The organism is Shewanella electrica (genome assembly GCF_022321485.1).
GTDB lineage: Bacteria > Pseudomonadota > Gammaproteobacteria > Enterobacterales > Shewanellaceae > Shewanella > Shewanella electrica.
In genome coordinates this window covers 17,920-33,683 of the sequence record NZ_JAKOGG010000019.1, presented here as the reverse complement: position 1 = coordinate 33,683, position 15,764 = coordinate 17,920, and the positions used below count along the sequence as shown (strand labels likewise).

General features: G+C 49.8%; 16 protein-coding genes. 8 read left to right on the top strand and 8 right to left on the bottom strand.

Translation table 11 applies throughout. The annotated features are described in order from the left end of the window. Positions 1–27 precede the first annotated feature (27 nt). On the top strand, positions 28–900 hold the full coding sequence (gene ilvY / locus L9G74_RS17975) for an HTH-type transcriptional activator IlvY (protein ID WP_238898154.1): 873 nt from the start codon (positions 28–30) through the stop codon (positions 898–900). Here the strand turns inward: ilvY and paeA are convergent. Both paeA and L9G74_RS17965 read right to left on the bottom strand, forming a co-directional pair. Beyond that, positions 897–2,222 (bottom strand): polyamine export protein PaeA, encoded by a 1,326-nt coding sequence (gene paeA / locus L9G74_RS17970; protein WP_238898153.1) that lies wholly within the window; start codon positions 2,220–2,222, stop codon positions 897–899. The two genes, ilvY and paeA, sit on opposite strands and share 4 nt — an antisense overlap. Positions 2,223–2,616: 394 nt before the next feature. Continuing rightward, a complete protein-coding gene (locus L9G74_RS17965) occupies positions 2,617–2,850 on the bottom strand; it encodes a hypothetical protein (protein WP_238898152.1) in 234 nt (77 codons plus the stop codon). A gap of 247 nt (positions 2,851–3,097) precedes the next feature. Here L9G74_RS17965 and L9G74_RS17960 point away from each other — a divergent pair, with 247 nt between their 5' ends. After that, the gene (locus L9G74_RS17960; RefSeq protein ID WP_238898151.1) at positions 3,098–4,615 is read left to right on the top strand and encodes a YifB family Mg chelatase-like AAA ATPase; all 1,518 of its coding nucleotides are present in this window, start codon (positions 3,098–3,100) and stop codon (positions 4,613–4,615) included. A 5-nt stretch (positions 4,616–4,620) separates the two neighbouring features. Here L9G74_RS17960 and udp read toward each other — a convergent pair whose 3' ends face one another. Next, a complete protein-coding gene (gene udp / locus L9G74_RS17955; RefSeq protein WP_238898150.1) occupies positions 4,621–5,379 on the bottom strand; it encodes a uridine phosphorylase in 759 nt (252 codons plus the stop codon). A 330-nt stretch (positions 5,380–5,709) separates the two neighbouring features. Here udp and L9G74_RS17950 point away from each other — a divergent pair, with 330 nt between their 5' ends. Further along, positions 5,710–5,934, top strand: coding sequence for an HP1242/YdcH family protein (locus tag L9G74_RS17950; protein WP_238898149.1), 225 nt, complete (start codon positions 5,710–5,712; stop codon positions 5,932–5,934). Between the two features lie 49 nt (positions 5,935–5,983). On the opposite strand, the gene L9G74_RS17945 is transcribed toward L9G74_RS17950, so the two are convergent. Both L9G74_RS17945 and L9G74_RS17940 read right to left on the bottom strand, forming a co-directional pair. Then, positions 5,984–7,159: a type III PLP-dependent enzyme gene (locus tag L9G74_RS17945; RefSeq protein WP_238898148.1), complete on the bottom strand. Its 1,176-nt coding sequence runs from the start codon at positions 7,157–7,159 to the stop codon at positions 5,984–5,986. 340 nt (positions 7,160–7,499) lie between these two features. After that, on the bottom strand, positions 7,500–7,985 hold the full coding sequence (locus tag L9G74_RS17940) for a hypothetical protein (RefSeq protein WP_238898147.1): 486 nt from the start codon (positions 7,983–7,985) through the stop codon (positions 7,500–7,502). Between the two features lie 108 nt (positions 7,986–8,093). Between L9G74_RS17940 and L9G74_RS17935 the strand changes: the two genes are divergently transcribed. Together L9G74_RS17935 and L9G74_RS17930 are read left to right on the top strand one after the other, a co-directional pair. Further along, complete coding sequence (locus tag L9G74_RS17935) at positions 8,094–8,936, top strand: mechanosensitive ion channel family protein (RefSeq protein WP_238898146.1); 843 nt, start codon at positions 8,094–8,096, stop codon at positions 8,934–8,936. Positions 8,937–9,067: 131 nt separating this feature from the next. Continuing rightward, positions 9,068–9,349, top strand: coding sequence for a hypothetical protein (locus L9G74_RS17930; protein ID WP_238898145.1), 282 nt, complete (start codon positions 9,068–9,070; stop codon positions 9,347–9,349). A gap of 50 nt (positions 9,350–9,399) precedes the next feature. Here L9G74_RS17930 and L9G74_RS17925 read toward each other — a convergent pair whose 3' ends face one another. Next, the gene (locus tag L9G74_RS17925; protein WP_238898144.1) at positions 9,400–9,855 is read right to left on the bottom strand and encodes a GNAT family N-acetyltransferase; all 456 of its coding nucleotides are present in this window, start codon (positions 9,853–9,855) and stop codon (positions 9,400–9,402) included. A gap of 570 nt (positions 9,856–10,425) precedes the next feature. On the opposite strand from L9G74_RS17925, the gene L9G74_RS22350 reads away from it, so the two are divergent. Then, entirely contained in the window at positions 10,426–10,560 is a 135-nt protein-coding gene (locus L9G74_RS22350; protein WP_275297515.1) for a hypothetical protein, read from the top strand. An 82-nt stretch (positions 10,561–10,642) separates the two neighbouring features. On the opposite strand, the gene L9G74_RS17920 is transcribed toward L9G74_RS22350, so the two are convergent. Then, positions 10,643–12,013, bottom strand: a complete 1,371-nt coding sequence (locus L9G74_RS17920; RefSeq protein WP_238898143.1) for an SO_0444 family Cu/Zn efflux transporter — start codon at positions 12,011–12,013, stop codon at positions 10,643–10,645. A 26-nt stretch (positions 12,014–12,039) separates the two neighbouring features. Beyond that, a complete protein-coding gene (zntR, locus tag L9G74_RS17915; RefSeq protein ID WP_238898142.1) occupies positions 12,040–12,489 on the bottom strand; it encodes a Zn(2+)-responsive transcriptional regulator in 450 nt (149 codons plus the stop codon). Between the two features lie 316 nt (positions 12,490–12,805). Here zntR and purH point away from each other — a divergent pair, with 316 nt between their 5' ends. Both purH and purD read left to right on the top strand, forming a co-directional pair. Beyond that, positions 12,806–14,395, top strand: coding sequence for a bifunctional phosphoribosylaminoimidazolecarboxamide formyltransferase/IMP cyclohydrolase (gene purH / locus L9G74_RS17910; RefSeq protein ID WP_238898141.1), 1,590 nt, complete (start codon positions 12,806–12,808; stop codon positions 14,393–14,395). A 51-nt stretch (positions 14,396–14,446) separates the two neighbouring features. Then, positions 14,447–15,745 (top strand): phosphoribosylamine--glycine ligase, encoded by a 1,299-nt coding sequence (purD, locus tag L9G74_RS17905; protein WP_238898140.1) that lies wholly within the window; start codon positions 14,447–14,449, stop codon positions 15,743–15,745. Positions 15,746–15,764: the final 19 nt, after the last annotated feature.

Below are 15,764 nucleotides of genomic sequence, written 5' to 3'. Positions count from 1 at the left end.
AAAACGGTTCAATAAGGACGATTCTCTATGGATATTCGCGCAATTCGACTCTATCTCGATCTGTGTGAAACGCTGCATTTTGGCCAAACGGCTGCCAATCTGCATGTCAGTCCGTCCACCTTGAGCCGTGTATTGCAACGGTTAGAAGAGGAAGTGGGCAGCAAGCTAATGGAGCGTGATAATCGCACCGTGGCGCTAACCCATGCGGGCAAATTGTTTCGTCAGTACGCGCAAGACACGCAACACCGTTGGTATCAACTCAAGCAAGCGTTGGACTCCGACAAGAACTTGTTGCGCGGCACGTTGCAGATCTATTGCTCGGTCACCGCCGCTTATAGTCATCTCCCTGCGTTAATTGATAAATTCCGACGCCAGCAACCGTTGGTGGATATCAGCCTCACCACCGGCGATGCCGCCAACGCGATGCGCGAGTTGCAAAATCAACGCGCCGATATTGCCATTGCCGCGTTGCCAGAAGACTTTCCGAGCCAGTTGCACTTTGCGCCGATAGGCAAAGTTGCGCTGTCAGTGATTGCGCCAGCGATTCAATGTCAGCTACAAAGCTTGTTAGATCAGTCGCCGATCCCGTGGGAGAAGTTACCGTTTATTGTGCCAGACCATGGCCCCGGCCGACTGCGGATGGAACGTTGGTTTGCCGCCATGGGCATTAATGCCAAAATTTACGCGCAGGTGGGCGGCCATGAGGCGATTGTGCCCATGGTGGCGCTGGGATGCGGCGTGAGTATTACACCACAAGTGGTGGTCAACAACAGCCCAATGATGGATCGCATTCGGCAACTGGAGTCACCGATTGCCATTGCGCCGTTTGAGCTAGGCTGTTGTTGTAAGAAAAAACGCATGGAAGACCCGTTGATTAAGGCCTTCCTTGAGGTGATTTAAAGCTTTTGTTCCAGTTTAACCGGCACAATCTCTTCGGCGTTGATGCGCGTCACCAGCAGTTGGTCGACTTTGTAACTGTCGATATCGACCACTTCGAACTTGTAACCAGCAAAGTTAACCGCATCGGTACGCTTCGGAATTTTACGCAGCATATACATCATAAAACCGGCCACGGTTTCGTAGTTTTGGCTCTGCGGAAATTCATCAATACTAAGCGCGCGCATCACGTCGCTGATTGGCGTCACACCATCCACCAGCCAAGAGTTAGCATCACGGGCAACGATTTGCTCTTCACTTTCATGCAGTGACCAAGCGCCCATCACCGCACTTTGCAAGTCGTTCGAGGTCACAATGCCGACCACCAGCGCATATTCGTTCATCACGATGGCGAAATCAGTACGTTGCTGACGGAAGTATTCCATCGCTTCAGACATGCTCAATGTATCAGGCACAATCAAACATGGGTGCACCAACGAGGTGTCATTCAAGTCAATCGGTTTGCCGTTAATCACCCGCACCAACAGCTCTTTGGCATCAACATAACCCTTGAGATTATCTAAGGGGCCATCGCACACCACAAACTTACTGTAGGGATGTTCGCTGATCTTGGCTTTGATATCATGCTCAGATTCTTGCAGGCGGAAAAAGATCAGACTTTCACGCGCCGTCATCGCAGATGTCACGCTGAGCGACTGCATCTCGAACACGTTTTCAATCATCTGCTGCTCACCTTTATCCAGTACACCCGCCTCGGCGCCAGCATCCATAATGGCGTAGATGTCATCGGAGGTGATTTCATCTTTACGCACCATTGGCAGATGCAATATTTTCATAATGGCGCTAGCTAAACTATTGAAGAACCACACTAATGGCCGCAATACCTTAATACACACCAACATAGTTCCCACCAGATTGACCGCCACACGTTCTGGCATCACCATCGCCACCCGTTTTGGCATCAGATCGGCCAATAAAATGAACAAGCTAGTCACTAACACAAACGATAGCGCAAAGCTCAACTGCCCTAGCCAAGGCTCAGTGATAAAGTGCCCTAATACGCTGGTAAAATAGGGAGTAAAGGCTGACTCACCAACAATACCGCCCATGATGGCTACGGCGTTTAAACCTATCTGTACTACGGTAAAAAAATTGCCTGGCGCCGCTTGCAAGCTCAGCACCTTTTCAGCGCGAACATCACCTTCATCCGCCATTTGCCGCAGTCTGATTTTACGCGCCGCAGCTAGGCCAATTTCCGACATAGAGAATAGACAGCTCGCGCCTATTAACCCTACAACCAGTAGTATATTCTCTAAAAAACTCATACATCACCTGAAGTAAGCATAAGCCTGCATCTCTTCAGGCTTATACAGCAATCATTTGTCATCGGCGCGGACATTCACTGCAATATGCGGTTAGCGAATCGGCCTTAGTTATTTGGGAAGGTGTGGCGAAATCGCGACAGACGCGTAGCCACTATCCCTAACGAAAAGGAGGGAGAAACTGAAAACGTACACATTATAATCGGTTAACGTTTAAAAGATAGTTGACCTTATCGCTGCTGCTAAGCATAGCTACCGAAGATGAAGAAGAGATGTCGGTAACTTGCTAAGGGCTGTTGATCCGTAGCGTTTTATTTTGGTTCATATTAAACACGTTATGAACGAGGCGCGGCTAGGCAAGCTGGCCCCCACAAAGATCAACAACCCCAAGTGCGACTTAAGACTTAGGCAATGCATCAACCGCGCGATAACCCATCTCATTCAGTTGATCGTTAACGCAGTCCAACAGATATTCATCCAACTCATCTTTAGTGATCTCATCTTCAATGGCCATTTGACGACACACTTGCACCAGTTGTTTGACATCAGCTGCACTGGCCGCTGGCAACTCGTCATCAGCACTCACAACGCCACTTGCTACCAATAACGCCAATCCTAATAACGCTTTCATGTTTGATCCTTAAGATGAGTAATTGCGCGACAACCACTGCTGTAGCGCGGAAATCGACGCTAATCTAGCATTGCTATTGCAGCTTGAATAACGAGAAATTTTTGCCGTAATTGTCAGAAAAATTGCTCAATCACTACGGTCATCAGCGTTGCTTTTTTCAGCGGCCATTTTGGCGTATCCTCAACTTAGCCCATACGCCAATTGGCGTTATTTGGCATACGTTTTACAACTAGACAAAGGAACTGTCATGGCAATAGCACGCGTAGCCACTCGCGCGGCAAACGGTGTAGATGCACCACAAGTATGGGTTGAAGCCCATCTATCCAATGGTTTACCCGCCTTTACCTTAGTCGGTCTACCTGAAACCTCGGTACGCGAAGCGCGCGAACGGGTGCGTAGTGCCATTATCAATGCGGGTTTTGAATTCCCCATGCGGCGCATCACCATCAACCTTGCGCCCGCCGACCTGCCCAAGCAAGGCGGACGATATGATCTGCCGATTGCCATTGGTATTTTAGCCGCCTCAGGGCAACTGCCCATCAAAGCGTTAGAAGGACTGGAGTTTGTCGGAGAGCTGGCGCTCACTGGCGAAATCCGTGGTTGCAACGGCTTGCTGCCGGTCATTATTGAAGCGCGCAAAATCGCTGCGGGGTTGGTGATGCCACAGGCCAACCGCACCGATGCCGAGTTAGTCGGTTATCAGCAGGTGTATCTCGCGGCGCATCTGCAACATATTGCCGCCTTTCTGCATGGGCAACAAACGCTGCCGAATATCCATGATTCACCCAGTTGGATAACGCCGCCCCCAGCAAATGTCGGTTGTATGAGTGAAGTCATCGGCCAATATCAAGCCAAACAAGCATTGGAAATTGCCGCCGCAGGTAATCATAACTTACTGTTTTTAGGACCGCCGGGCACCGGCAAATCGATGCTGGCGAGCCGCATTTTATCGCTGTTACCGCCATTGGATTATGAAGAGGCGCTGCAAGTTTCGGCCATTCATTCGGTGGCGGGCATGCACGTCGAGCCGCAGCAGTTTTATCAGCGGCCATTTCGCTCACCGCATCACACCAGCTCGGCCGTTTCACTGGTAGGCGGTGGCGCGATTCCTAAACCAGGCGAGATTTCACTGGCACACTTGGGGGTGCTATTTTTAGATGAGATTGCCGAATTTCCACGTAAGGTGTTGGATTGTTTACGCGAGCCGATGGAAACCGGCGAAGTGATCATTTCCCGCGCCGCCGCCAAACTCAAATTTAACGCCAAGTTTCAATTAATTGCGGCGATGAACCCCAGCCCTTGTGGTGATTCTGGCCCAGAAAGCCGCGCCACACCCGAGCAAATACGGCGTTATTTATCACGCTTATCAGGCCCGTTTATCGACCGCTTTGACCTCACAGTAGAAGTGCCTAAACTACCACCGGGCACACTGACGGCCGATAGCGGCGATGGTGAAACCAGTGCCAGTATTGCCAAACGGGTGGCACAAGCACGACAGCAACAGCTGCAACGAGCAGGCAAACTTAATAGTGAGTTGTCGGGAAGTGAGTTGAAGCAATCAGGCTTTGCGCCTGCAGACTTAGTGTTTTTGGAGCAGAGCGTGACCAAATTAGGTTTGTCGGTGCGTAGTTTTCATCGCTTGCAGCGCGTGGCACGCACCATTGCCGACTTGGCGCAGTCACCCAATGTCGAACGGCGTCATATCGCCCAAGCGCTAGGTTATCGTGCCATGGACAGGCTGCTTGCCAACCTGTCCAGACAATAGCCCCGTTAGGCTAACAACTTGCGTGCCGCTTCAACAACCACGGTAATGGCTTTGGTTTCGGTGGCTTTGATCACTGCTTCATCAGGGATTTCCTGCTGAGTGCGGTTCACAATGACGCCAGCCACGCAGGCCGCGCGCCAACCTTGGCTGGCACACATGGTAAACAGCGTGGCGGATTCCATCTCATAGTTGAGTACGCCCAGTTCTTGCCAATGCTTGAGTGAACCTTGAAAACGTTGGGTCACGCGGCCGTTGACGGTATCGTAACGCTCTTGGCCTGGGTAGAAGGTATCAGATGAGGCGGTAATGCCGACATGCGGTTCTACGCCTTGCTCCCGTGCTGCTGCCACCATGGCTGAAGTACACGCAAAGTCAGCCACTGCGGGATATTCCAATGGCGCAAAGTGCTGGCTGGCGCCATCCAAGCGTACTGACGCTTGCGATACGATCAAATCGCCCACATTCACTTTGGTTTGAATGGCGCCAGTGGTGCCAATCCGCAAGAAGGTACGGATACCCAGCTGTGCCAGTTCTTCCACCGCAATAGAGGTCGATGGGCCGCCAATGCCAGTAGAACAAATCACTACCGCTTGGCCGTCTAGCTTGCCCACATATGAAGTAAATTCGCGATGACTGGCAAGGAATGTAGGCTCATCTAACAAATTGGCAATGCGTTTAACACGTTCTGGATCACCGGGAATAATCGCCAAAGTGGCACCGTTAAGCATGTCGCGGGTAAGGCCTAAGTGAAACACGTCCGCCATAAATTCAACCTTTTCAGTACATTAAAAAAATAAAACGCTGATACCAGCGTGGCAAGGGCTAAGATTACCCCATTTACCTAAGTCACGCCATTGACCACATTTAAAAACATGCGTTTTCTAGCTCAGACAATAGCAACTCTTACTATAGGAATAGTGCAATTAAACAGCTGTGCGATTACAGTTTGATTATCACCTGAGGGCATCACACGGAAACAACCAAGTGTTGTAGCACCGACACACTGGCGCTCTTCGCTTGGATCACCCGTTTCCATCTAGCCGCAAGTGATGACAGCGTAAGCGTCACTTCCATTCAACGTTAAGGAGTAGCCTATGTTTTCAGAATACCGCGCGTTGGTTGATCAGCTAAAAGCCGACGATAGCGAGTTCCGCAAGCTGTTCACTGAACACGACGTTCTCGATAAAGCGATCCAGAAACAGGAACGCCGCCCGTCGAGCGAATTCACCGCCGAACTAAAACAGATGAAGAAACGCAAGCTCGACTTAAAAGAGCAACTCTTTGATAAATTGAAGGAACATCCGGCCTACAAGTCATAAAACAATAAGGGCGCCACAAGGCGCCCTTATTGTGTGCCATCACAACGGCTTACAGGTAGTAAGCTTGCAGTGGTGGGAAACCGTTGAAGCACACCGCCGAATAAGTGGTGGTGTACGCACCAGTAGTTAACCAGTACATGCGGTCGCCGATGGCCAAATCACTTGGCAAGCCATAAGCATATTGCTCATACATGATATCGGCGCTATCGCATGTTGGGCCAGCGATAACACAACGCTCCAGCTCACCTTTACGCTCGGTAAAGATTGGGAACTTGATCGCTTCATCCATGGTTTCAATCAAACCACTGAATTTACCCACATCGGTAAACACCCAACGCTCTAACGCAGTGTGTGATTTGCGGCTGATCAGTACCACTTCAGACACCAGTACACCGGCATTAGAGATCAATGAGCGGCCCGGTTCCAAAATGATACGCGGCAAATCTTCACCAAAATCTTCTACGAGGAAGTAATGGATCTGCTCAGCGTAGGTTTGCAGGCTGTTAGTTTTGTCCAGATAGTTAGCTGGAAAACCACCGCCCATGTTGATCATCTGCAGCACAATGCCGTGCTCATCACGCAGACGGTCAAAAATCATTTTCACTTTGGCAATGGCAGCATCCCACGCACCGATGTCGCGTTGCTGTGAGCCAACGTGGAACGAAATACCATAAGGTTCCAAGCCCAGCTCTTTAGCCAGTACCAACAGCTCGTAAGCCATTTCGTTCTGACAACCAAACTTACGTGATAACGGCCAGTCAGCCGTTTCAGTACCTTCGGTCAGAATACGCACATACACGCGAGAACCCGGCGCTTCTTCAGCAATCATGCGCAGATCTGGCTCAGAGTCAGAAGCGAACATGCGCACACCGCGTTTATAAAACTCACGCACATCTTGGCGTTTCTTAATGGTGTTGCCATAACTGACACGATCTGGCGTGACCCCAATATCCATCACCATATCTAACTCGTAGATAGAGGCGATATCAAAGTTGGCGCCTTTATCACGCAACAATGACAGGATCTCAGCCGCTGGGTTAGCTTTTACGGCGTAGAACACATCAGCCTTAGGGAAGGCATGCACCATATCATCGTATTGCTTAGAGATGATGTTGGTATCAATCACCACAAATGGCGTTGGCTTGCTGTCGGCAAACGCCTTAATCTTGCTAAAAGTTTCGCTGTCGTAGTAATCAGCTACGTCAATAGCATGGAACGGGCTCATCAGCCTTCTGTCTCCTTAATGTGATGCGGCAACAATCTGCTAGCCGTGTCAGGTTGAAAATCGTGCGAAGTAGACGATATTTTTAGTTACGATGCAATGAATTTTTTACCCATTGCTGTAAATTTTTATTCAATATGGAAAGCTGGCGATACAAATCAAATAAATTCAATAAATATCAATAGATTGCTTCATTTTAATTCAGCAAAATTTTGATAACTTTCAGTCACAAAAACTGCATCGTTATAATGATTTGATAAATAAGATTTTTCAGGAATTGCAAGCATTAGCTTAAGGTGAATTATAGCCGATGTTAAACAGCTGATTAACATCGGCTAAAGATTTAGCGGCTAAGCAGTGGTTGTAGTGCATCCTTCAACGCACTGGCTTTGTCGAAGTAACGAATTTGCGTCAGTTGCATCTCTTTCAGATCCAACAATGCGGCGGTGCCGTCAGCCACCGGATAGTATTTAGTGAGTTCACCTTCTCTATCCAGCGCAATGCTATAACTCAAATCCTGCATTTTAGGTAATGCCACCAACTTGAAAATCAGCGAGGGCATGCCGCTGATATCCGCCACATAACTCATATGCGCCTTAGTAAGCTGTTCGGTGGTCACGCCTGCTAGTGCTTCTTGCGCCACTTCCGCCCCCGCCATTGAGCGGGTAAACACCAACCAACGCGTCTCATTATTAACCACCACCGCATGGGCAAATTGATCTTCAAATTGGGCATTGGGCAACGTATCGCCAATGGCGTATTCACTACTCCAACTCGCAAAAGAAGTCGTTAACAGCCAGAAAAACAACAGCAACTTTTTAGATTTCATTATGTACCTTGTCAGTTCGTTGTATATTGAGCCTGCCGTGGACACTGTCCAGCGGTGAGCCACCATAGCATAAACTGTGTGACCAAACTGCGGCAAAAGGAGCGCATTATGGCGGAAAATGGACTGGATCAAGAACTGGCGCAGCTACAGCAAGTCTATCAAGTCATCGTAGAGTTTTTAGTGAATTACAGTTTCCAACTGTTAGGCGCGCTGCTGATCTTTCTGCTCGGTTTATGGCTGTCCAATAAGGTAGCTAACTGGACCAGTAATAAACTCAAACAACACAATATTGATATCACCCTGTCGGGCTTTGTTAGCAATCTGATCCGGCTGATCATTATCGCCATGGTGCTCATCATCTGTTTGGGCAAACTAGGTATCAGCATCACACCAATGATTGCCGCAATCGGTGCCGCCTCACTCGGTGCAGGTTTAGCAGTACAAGGCATGCTGTCCAACTACGCCGCAGGCGTTACCATCATTGTGACGCGGCCATTTGTGGTGGGTAACACCATCACCATTAAAGAGATCACTGGCCAAGTCGCTGATATTCACTTGGGCATGACCGTGCTAACCAATGAAGAAGGTGAGCAGATAACGATCCCCAACAAACATATCATTGGCGAAATACTGCATAACTCCTTCGCTAACAAGCTCGTGGAACTCAAGCTCACTATTGCGTTTAGCACTGAACCGAGCGTCGTCATTCCATTGATTGAAGAGGTGCTGGCCTCATTTACTGAGGTCGACAAATCGCAACCGGTGCAGGTCGGCATTAATGACTTTACTGATGCGGGGCTCGAAATAGGCGTGCGCTACTGGATCCCTACCGCCAGTTACTTTCAAGACAAGTACCGTATCAATTTGGCGATTTGGCATGCGCTGCAACAAGCCAATATTGATATCGCCAGCCCAATACGCACCATAAAGCTGTTAAACACCGCACCATAGATTGACGCAGTTCAATAAATTGACGTTTTGTTACACTTTTAGCTAGCAGGCGGGCGTAAAGCTAGGTACATTAACATTGCTCAAGATTGCATCATTATGGATAAAGATTGATCTAGCAAGAGGCATTTAATATGCATACCGTTGAATCAACCAAGACGAAGTATATGGTCCACTCACAAGCAGTTATTCAAGAGAGACGAGGGACAGCTACGCCAAACGATAAAGTTTGGCAGGCATTGACGGCCGAACAGAAGATGGCTTTTTATCGGCTACAGGGATATGGCTATCGTTTGCTATTCATCCGCAAGGTGTACAACGAATCTTTAGCGATCGTCGCCCAAAATCAGCAGCTCGCTGCCATCGACAGCGAAGGTAATATTGATCTAGACCCACAGATCAAGATCCGTGCTTAATCCCCATATTAAGCACTAACAACAAAGGAGCCGCTGGCTCCTTTGTTGTTTTATCGGCCAGTGCGGCGCATATCGATATGGGGAATCCCATCTTCCAAATAGCCTGCCGATACACAGATAAAATCTAGCGATTGATAAAATGCCATCAAATACTGCTGCGCCCCAATCGTGATCGCCTGCTGCGGCCACAGCTGCTCGCATTGTGCGATGGCTTGCTGCATCAGTTGCTGCGCAATCCCCTGCCCTCTAACCGCCGCATTCACCACAACACGGCCAATACTCGGCTCGGCATACGATACTCCCGGCGCCAACAAACGGGCATAAGCTTGTAGCTTGCCTTGGCTATCAGTACCCAGTAAGTGGCGAGTGTGCGCCAAGCAATCTTTGCCATCGAGTTCGGGATAGGCACAGTGCTGCTCCACCACAAAAACATCGACCCGTAACTGCAATAATTCATATAACTGTGCCGTTGATAGCTCAGCAAAACTCAAGGTTTGCCACAACATAGGGCGCCCACCAAATGGATAAAAAAGGCAGATTAACAAACAAGAAGGGAAAATTTAAAGCTTCCGGCAGCCGATGTGGGGCAATTGGCAGGGATTAAAAGCGCCGGGAAGCACGGCCAACCTTTCCCACATCGACATTGAGTGACTAGGCCACTGCCGGAATACTTAACGCTTAGCTTAATCAAATAAGCCCATGACCTTGCTGGGAGGTGGTCATTAAGCGTCACCATGAACAGCGCTATTGTACAACTGTTACTTTAATTTTATTAGTAACCTCAAAACTTACCAACTGTTCCAGATAAGTGACAATCCAACATGACAGCGGTGGCATGCGTTATGACACCAAGAAACTAAAAACGATTTCTAAGCAAAAATTATTATATAAGCAAACCATTCCGCTTCTTTGAGCAAGGCGTAGAATAAATCTATCGGGCCATGAGGGCTTGATACAACTGGTTTGATGGCAACATCCCACCGCCAGCTGTCAGTGAATCTTGGAATCGCCGGACAGCTATAAATGTAACACCCGCTGTCCAACGGTTACGCCTAACAGAATACGGAAGGACAACCATGAGTAAAGAACACAAGAACAGCAAAGAAGCAAAGAAACAACCCCAACATACGGCCAAAGAAAAACGTGCGTTAAAAGCCGCCAAGAAACAAAGCAAAGGCACTTCTGTGGAGTCAGTTCAAGCAGGCAAATAAATTGAAAATTTGTGTTTTCTCAAACCTGTTACATACGAAAGGCGCTCACTGAGCGCCTTTTTAATTGGCACATTATTAAGAGCTATGAACAGCAATCTTTATGGACAGATTTGCCCGGCAGCTTGTCGTACAGCACTTTAGCCATTAACACCGCCAAAATAATCGCCGAGTAGTTCACAATTACATCTGGCAACACGCGGTGTTCTTCACCGAGCTGTGGCATCACCTCAAAACCAAAGTTCGCCACCAGAATGTTCACGATCCAGCCAAACACCAACGCCACACCCAGCACCCCGCCGAGATAACCAAACAGTGCGCGACGCCCCATCTCTTTAGCGACCACACCTAATGTTGCGATATTGGTGGCTGGCCCCGCCAACATAAATACCAACACGGCACCTGGTGACACGCCTGCCAGCAATAAACCCGCCGCAATCGGCGTTGATGCCGTAGCGCAGATGTACATTGGAATAGATACCAACACCATCACCAACATTGCCAACAAGCCGTTGCCCCACTGCGCGAGGAAATCAGCTGGCACATAAGTTTGTACCAAGGCGGCGAAGAATAAACCCACCAGCAACCATATGGCGGTATCTTCAATCAAATCCGTCGCGGCATATTTCAGCCCTTGCAACAGCTTTTGCACCACGGTGGCATTGCTTGCTACCGGCGCATCGCCGCAACAACTACTACCACTGCTAGCATCTGAGCTACAACAGCTATCCGTTTGAGTGGTTGAGGATGAACAGCAACTAGCAGCAGCCTTAGGCTCGCTACTGCAACAACTACTTTTCTCCACGTGGTGACTATCGCTACCACAACAACTCTGCTCCACTTTAGCGGTCTTATCGCCACAACAGCTCGACTCATTGTTAGCGCTCACATTCATCATTGTGCCGCTGTTAACCAACGGCGCTGCCGCCATTGGTTTGAAGGTCGCAGGTTTGAAGGTCGTGGCCGACTTAGCCGCATTATTGGCAGTATCTGTCGCGCTTGAGCAGCAAGATGTAGCACTAGCCGCTGTTGTATCAGCGGCGGTCGTTTCCGCTTTATCTTCATCGCGGCCCACCAGTAACCCAGCAACAATCGCGCTGGTTATCGCCGCAATCGGCCGCACAATCGCCATAAATGGGCCGAGTAACACATAAGAAACCGTCACCGAATCGACCCCAGTTTCTGGCGTCGAGACTAAAAATGACGTGGTCGCCGCTTTTGAAGCGCCACTACGACGCAGCCCAACTGCCGCTGGAATAACGCCGCAAGAGCACAATGGCAGCGGCGCACCAAACAGCGCGGCTTTAAGCGTGGCTTTGAAACCGTGACCACCGAGCTGCTTATTCATCCAGCTCATTGGCACAAATACTTTTAGCATTCCCGCTAAGATTAACCCCAGCAATAGCCAAGGTGCCGACTCCAAAAATAGGGCTATAAAATGATCCATAATCGACATGGACGATCTCCCGTTATTTAACCGCGTTAACTATCGGCATGAGTTTCTGCCGCTAACTGCGAAAAATCCGCTGGTTCGCATGACTCCAGCGCTTGCAAAATAGTGCAATGTTCGGCGCTGTGTGAACCACCGCAGCAACCGTCAGACAACAGCTGTAGTGAAAAGCGAAAACGCTCTAACTCGGCAATTTTCTCACTTACTTTCATTAACTTATCATCAACTACGTCTTTGACATCACTGCATACTCGCTGTGATTTATTCACTTCAATCGACAGCAGCTCGGTGATTTCCCCAAGGGAAAACCCCACGGCTTTCGCTCGCAAAATAAACGCTAAGCGCTGCGCATCATCACGGCTATATACGCGGTAACCGTTATCACTGCGCGCCGATGGCGCCAACAGACCATGCTTTTCGTAAAAACGCAGCGTATCTGCATTGATACCATGCTGTTTTGCCAGTTCGCCGATACGAAACATACTGACCTCGGTAGTTGATTGGTGCGGAGTATAAACCTTAGAGTCTACTCCAAGGTCAACAGCTAGCAAATGTAAATTAGTTGCATTTCGCTGTTTATTTAATCGGCTTTGTTCACGATTTGATATTGTGTAATCGCGTAGAAAAGACAACGGCAGCGGTGGTTTTGCGTTAGAATACGCCCCCAGCTCGCGCGCAGTCATACGATGCGTTTTGAGGGATTTTCGTAAAGCACGATTAACGCTGTCCCGCAACAGCTTGATCAAATTGAGCTTTCCGAAAGATCCTTGAAACTAAAACTGGAAAACTGTACCCAAAATGAATAATGCCAGACCTATTCGTCGCGCTTTGCTGAGCGTATCTGATAAAACCGGAATTTTGGAATTTGCTAAAGCCCTGCACGCGCAAGGTGTTGAACTGCTGTCCACCGGTGGTACTGCACGTTTGTTGGCTGACAACGGCATCCCGGTTGTCGAAGTTTCCGACTACACCGGTCACCCAGAAATCATGGATGGTCGTGTTAAAACCCTGCACCCGAAAGTTCACGGCGGCATTCTCGCCCGTCGTGGCATCGATGAGCAGGTAATGGCAAACAACAACATCAGCCCTATCGATCTGGTGGCAGTTAACCTGTACCCATTTGCTGCAACCGTAGCAAAACCTGATTGCACCCTAGAAGACGCTATCGAAAACATCGATATCGGCGGCCCAACCATGGTGCGCGCAGCAGCCAAAAACCATAAAGATGTGACCATTGTGGTTAACGCAGCTGACTACGACAAAGTGTTGGCAGAAATGGCGGCCAACCAAGGTTCTACTACTTATAACACCCGTTTTGATTTAGCGATTGCGGCGTACGAGCACACTGCGGCATACGATGGCATGATCGCTAACTACTTCGGCACTATGGTGCCAGCGCACAGCGATGCAGAGTGCAACGACGATTCTAAATTCCCACGCACTTACAACACCCAGTTGGTGAAAAAACAAGACCTGCGTTATGGCGAAAACAGCCATCAAGACGCGGCTTTCTATGTTGACCTGAACGCTGATGAAGCCTCAGTTGCCACCGCTACCCAGCTGCAAGGTAAAGCGCTGTCTTACAACAACATCGCTGATACTGATGCCGCGCTGGAATGCGTAAAAGAATTCGCTGAACCCGCCTGCGTTATCGTGAAACACGCGAACCCTTGTGGTGTAGCCGTTGATAGCGACATCTTCGCCGCGTACGAACGCGCTTTTAAAACCGACCCAACCTCAGCCTTTGGCGGCATCATCGCCTTCAACCGCGAGTTGGATGGCAAAACCGCAGCGGCGATCGTTGAACGTCAATTCGTTGAAGTGATCATCGCGCCAGTCGTCAGCGCTGAAGCACGTGAAGTGGTTGCCAAGAAAGCCAACGTACGTTTGCTGGAATGTGGTCAATGGGCCGACAAAACCACCAGTTTTGATTACAAACGCGTTAACGGCGGCATGTTGGTACAAGACCGCGACCAAGGCGTGATCACTGAAGCTGATTTGAAAGTGGTGACCAAACGTCAACCGACTGCAGCTGAGCTAAAAGATCTGCTGTTCTGCTGGAAAGTCGCCAAATTCGTTAAATCTAACGCCATCGTTTACGCCAAAGATGGCATGACCATCGGCGTAGGCGCAGGCCAAATGAGCCGCGTATACAGCGCGAAAATCGCTGGCATCAAAGCTGCCGATGAAGGGCTAGTGGTTGAGGGTTCAGTCATGGCATCTGACGCCTTCTTCCCATTCCGCGATGGTATCGATGCTGCCGCGGCGGCTGGCATCAGCTGTATCATTCAACCAGGTGGTTCAATCCGCGACGAAGAAGTGATTGCCGCTGCTGACGAAGCAGGCATGGCAATGGTGTTCACTGGCATGCGCCATTTCCGTCACTAAGATTTTGCCGGCAGCGTTGACACGCTGCCGTTTCAGCGAAGGGATAACTCTATGAAAGTTCTTGTTATTGGTGGTGGCGGTCGTGAACACGCCTTAGCGTGGAAAGCGGCACAAAACAACGATGTAGAAGTGGTGTTTGTCGCACCGGGTAACGCCGGCACCGCCCACGAACCGAAACTGCAAAACATCGACATTAGCGCCACTGACGTGCCAGCGCTGTTGGCCTTTGCCCAAGAAAATGCGGTTGAGCTGACCATTGTTGGCCCAGAAGCGCCATTGGTGATTGGTGTGGTGGATGCGTTCCGCGCCGCCGGTCTCAACATCTTTGGCCCAACTCAAGCGGCTGCGCAGCTGGAAGGCTCTAAAGCGTTCACCAAAGACTTTTTGGCACGCCACAACATTCCAACCGCGGCTTATAAAAACCTGACTGAAATCGCGCCAGCCAAAGCCTACGCGGCAGAGTTAGCAGCAGCAACCGGTTTCCCGGTGGTTATCAAAGCTGATGGCTTAGCAGCAGGTAAAGGCGTGATCATCGCACAAGACCAAGCCGAAGCCGATGCGGCGATTGAAGATATGCTGGCAGGCAACAAATTCGGTGAAGCCGGTTCGCGCGTGGTTATCGAAGAGTTCCTTAAAGGCGAAGAAGCTAGCTTTATCGTGATGGTCGATGGCAAAAACATTCTGCCAATGGCCACCAGCCAAGATCATAAAGCACGCGACAACGCCGACAACGGCCCGAACACCGGCGGCATGGGCGCTTACTCACCAGCACCAGTCGTCACCCAAGATATTCACGATTGGGTGGTAGCAAACGTGATTCGCCCAACCGTGGATGGCATGGCGGCTGAAGGCAACGTGTACACTGGCTTTTTGTACGCCGGTTTGATGATTGCGCCAGACGGCACCGCCAAAGTGCTGGAATACAACTGCCGCTTCGGCGACCCAGAAACCCAACCGATCATGATGCGCCTAAAATCAGACTTGGTAGCGCTGTGTTTGGCTGGCTGTAAAGGCGAGCTGGATAAAGTGACCGCTGAATACGATGACCGCGCAGCGGTTGGCGTGGTATTGGCAGCGGGCGGCTACCCTGACGAATATCGCAAAGGTGACGTGATTGAAGGGCTGTCACTGGGTGATACCAACGCTAAAGTATTCCACGCTGGTACTAAGCTGGACGGCGCACACGTAGTAACGGCAGGCGGTCGCGTGTTGTGCGCAACGGCGCTGGGTAACACAGTGACTGAAGCGCAAAAAGCCGCCTACACTCTGGTGAATGAAATCCACTGGGATGACGTGTATTTCCGTACCGATATCGGCTATCGCGCCATTGCTCGCGAGCAAGGGAAATAGTCTTACGTTGACGAAATCC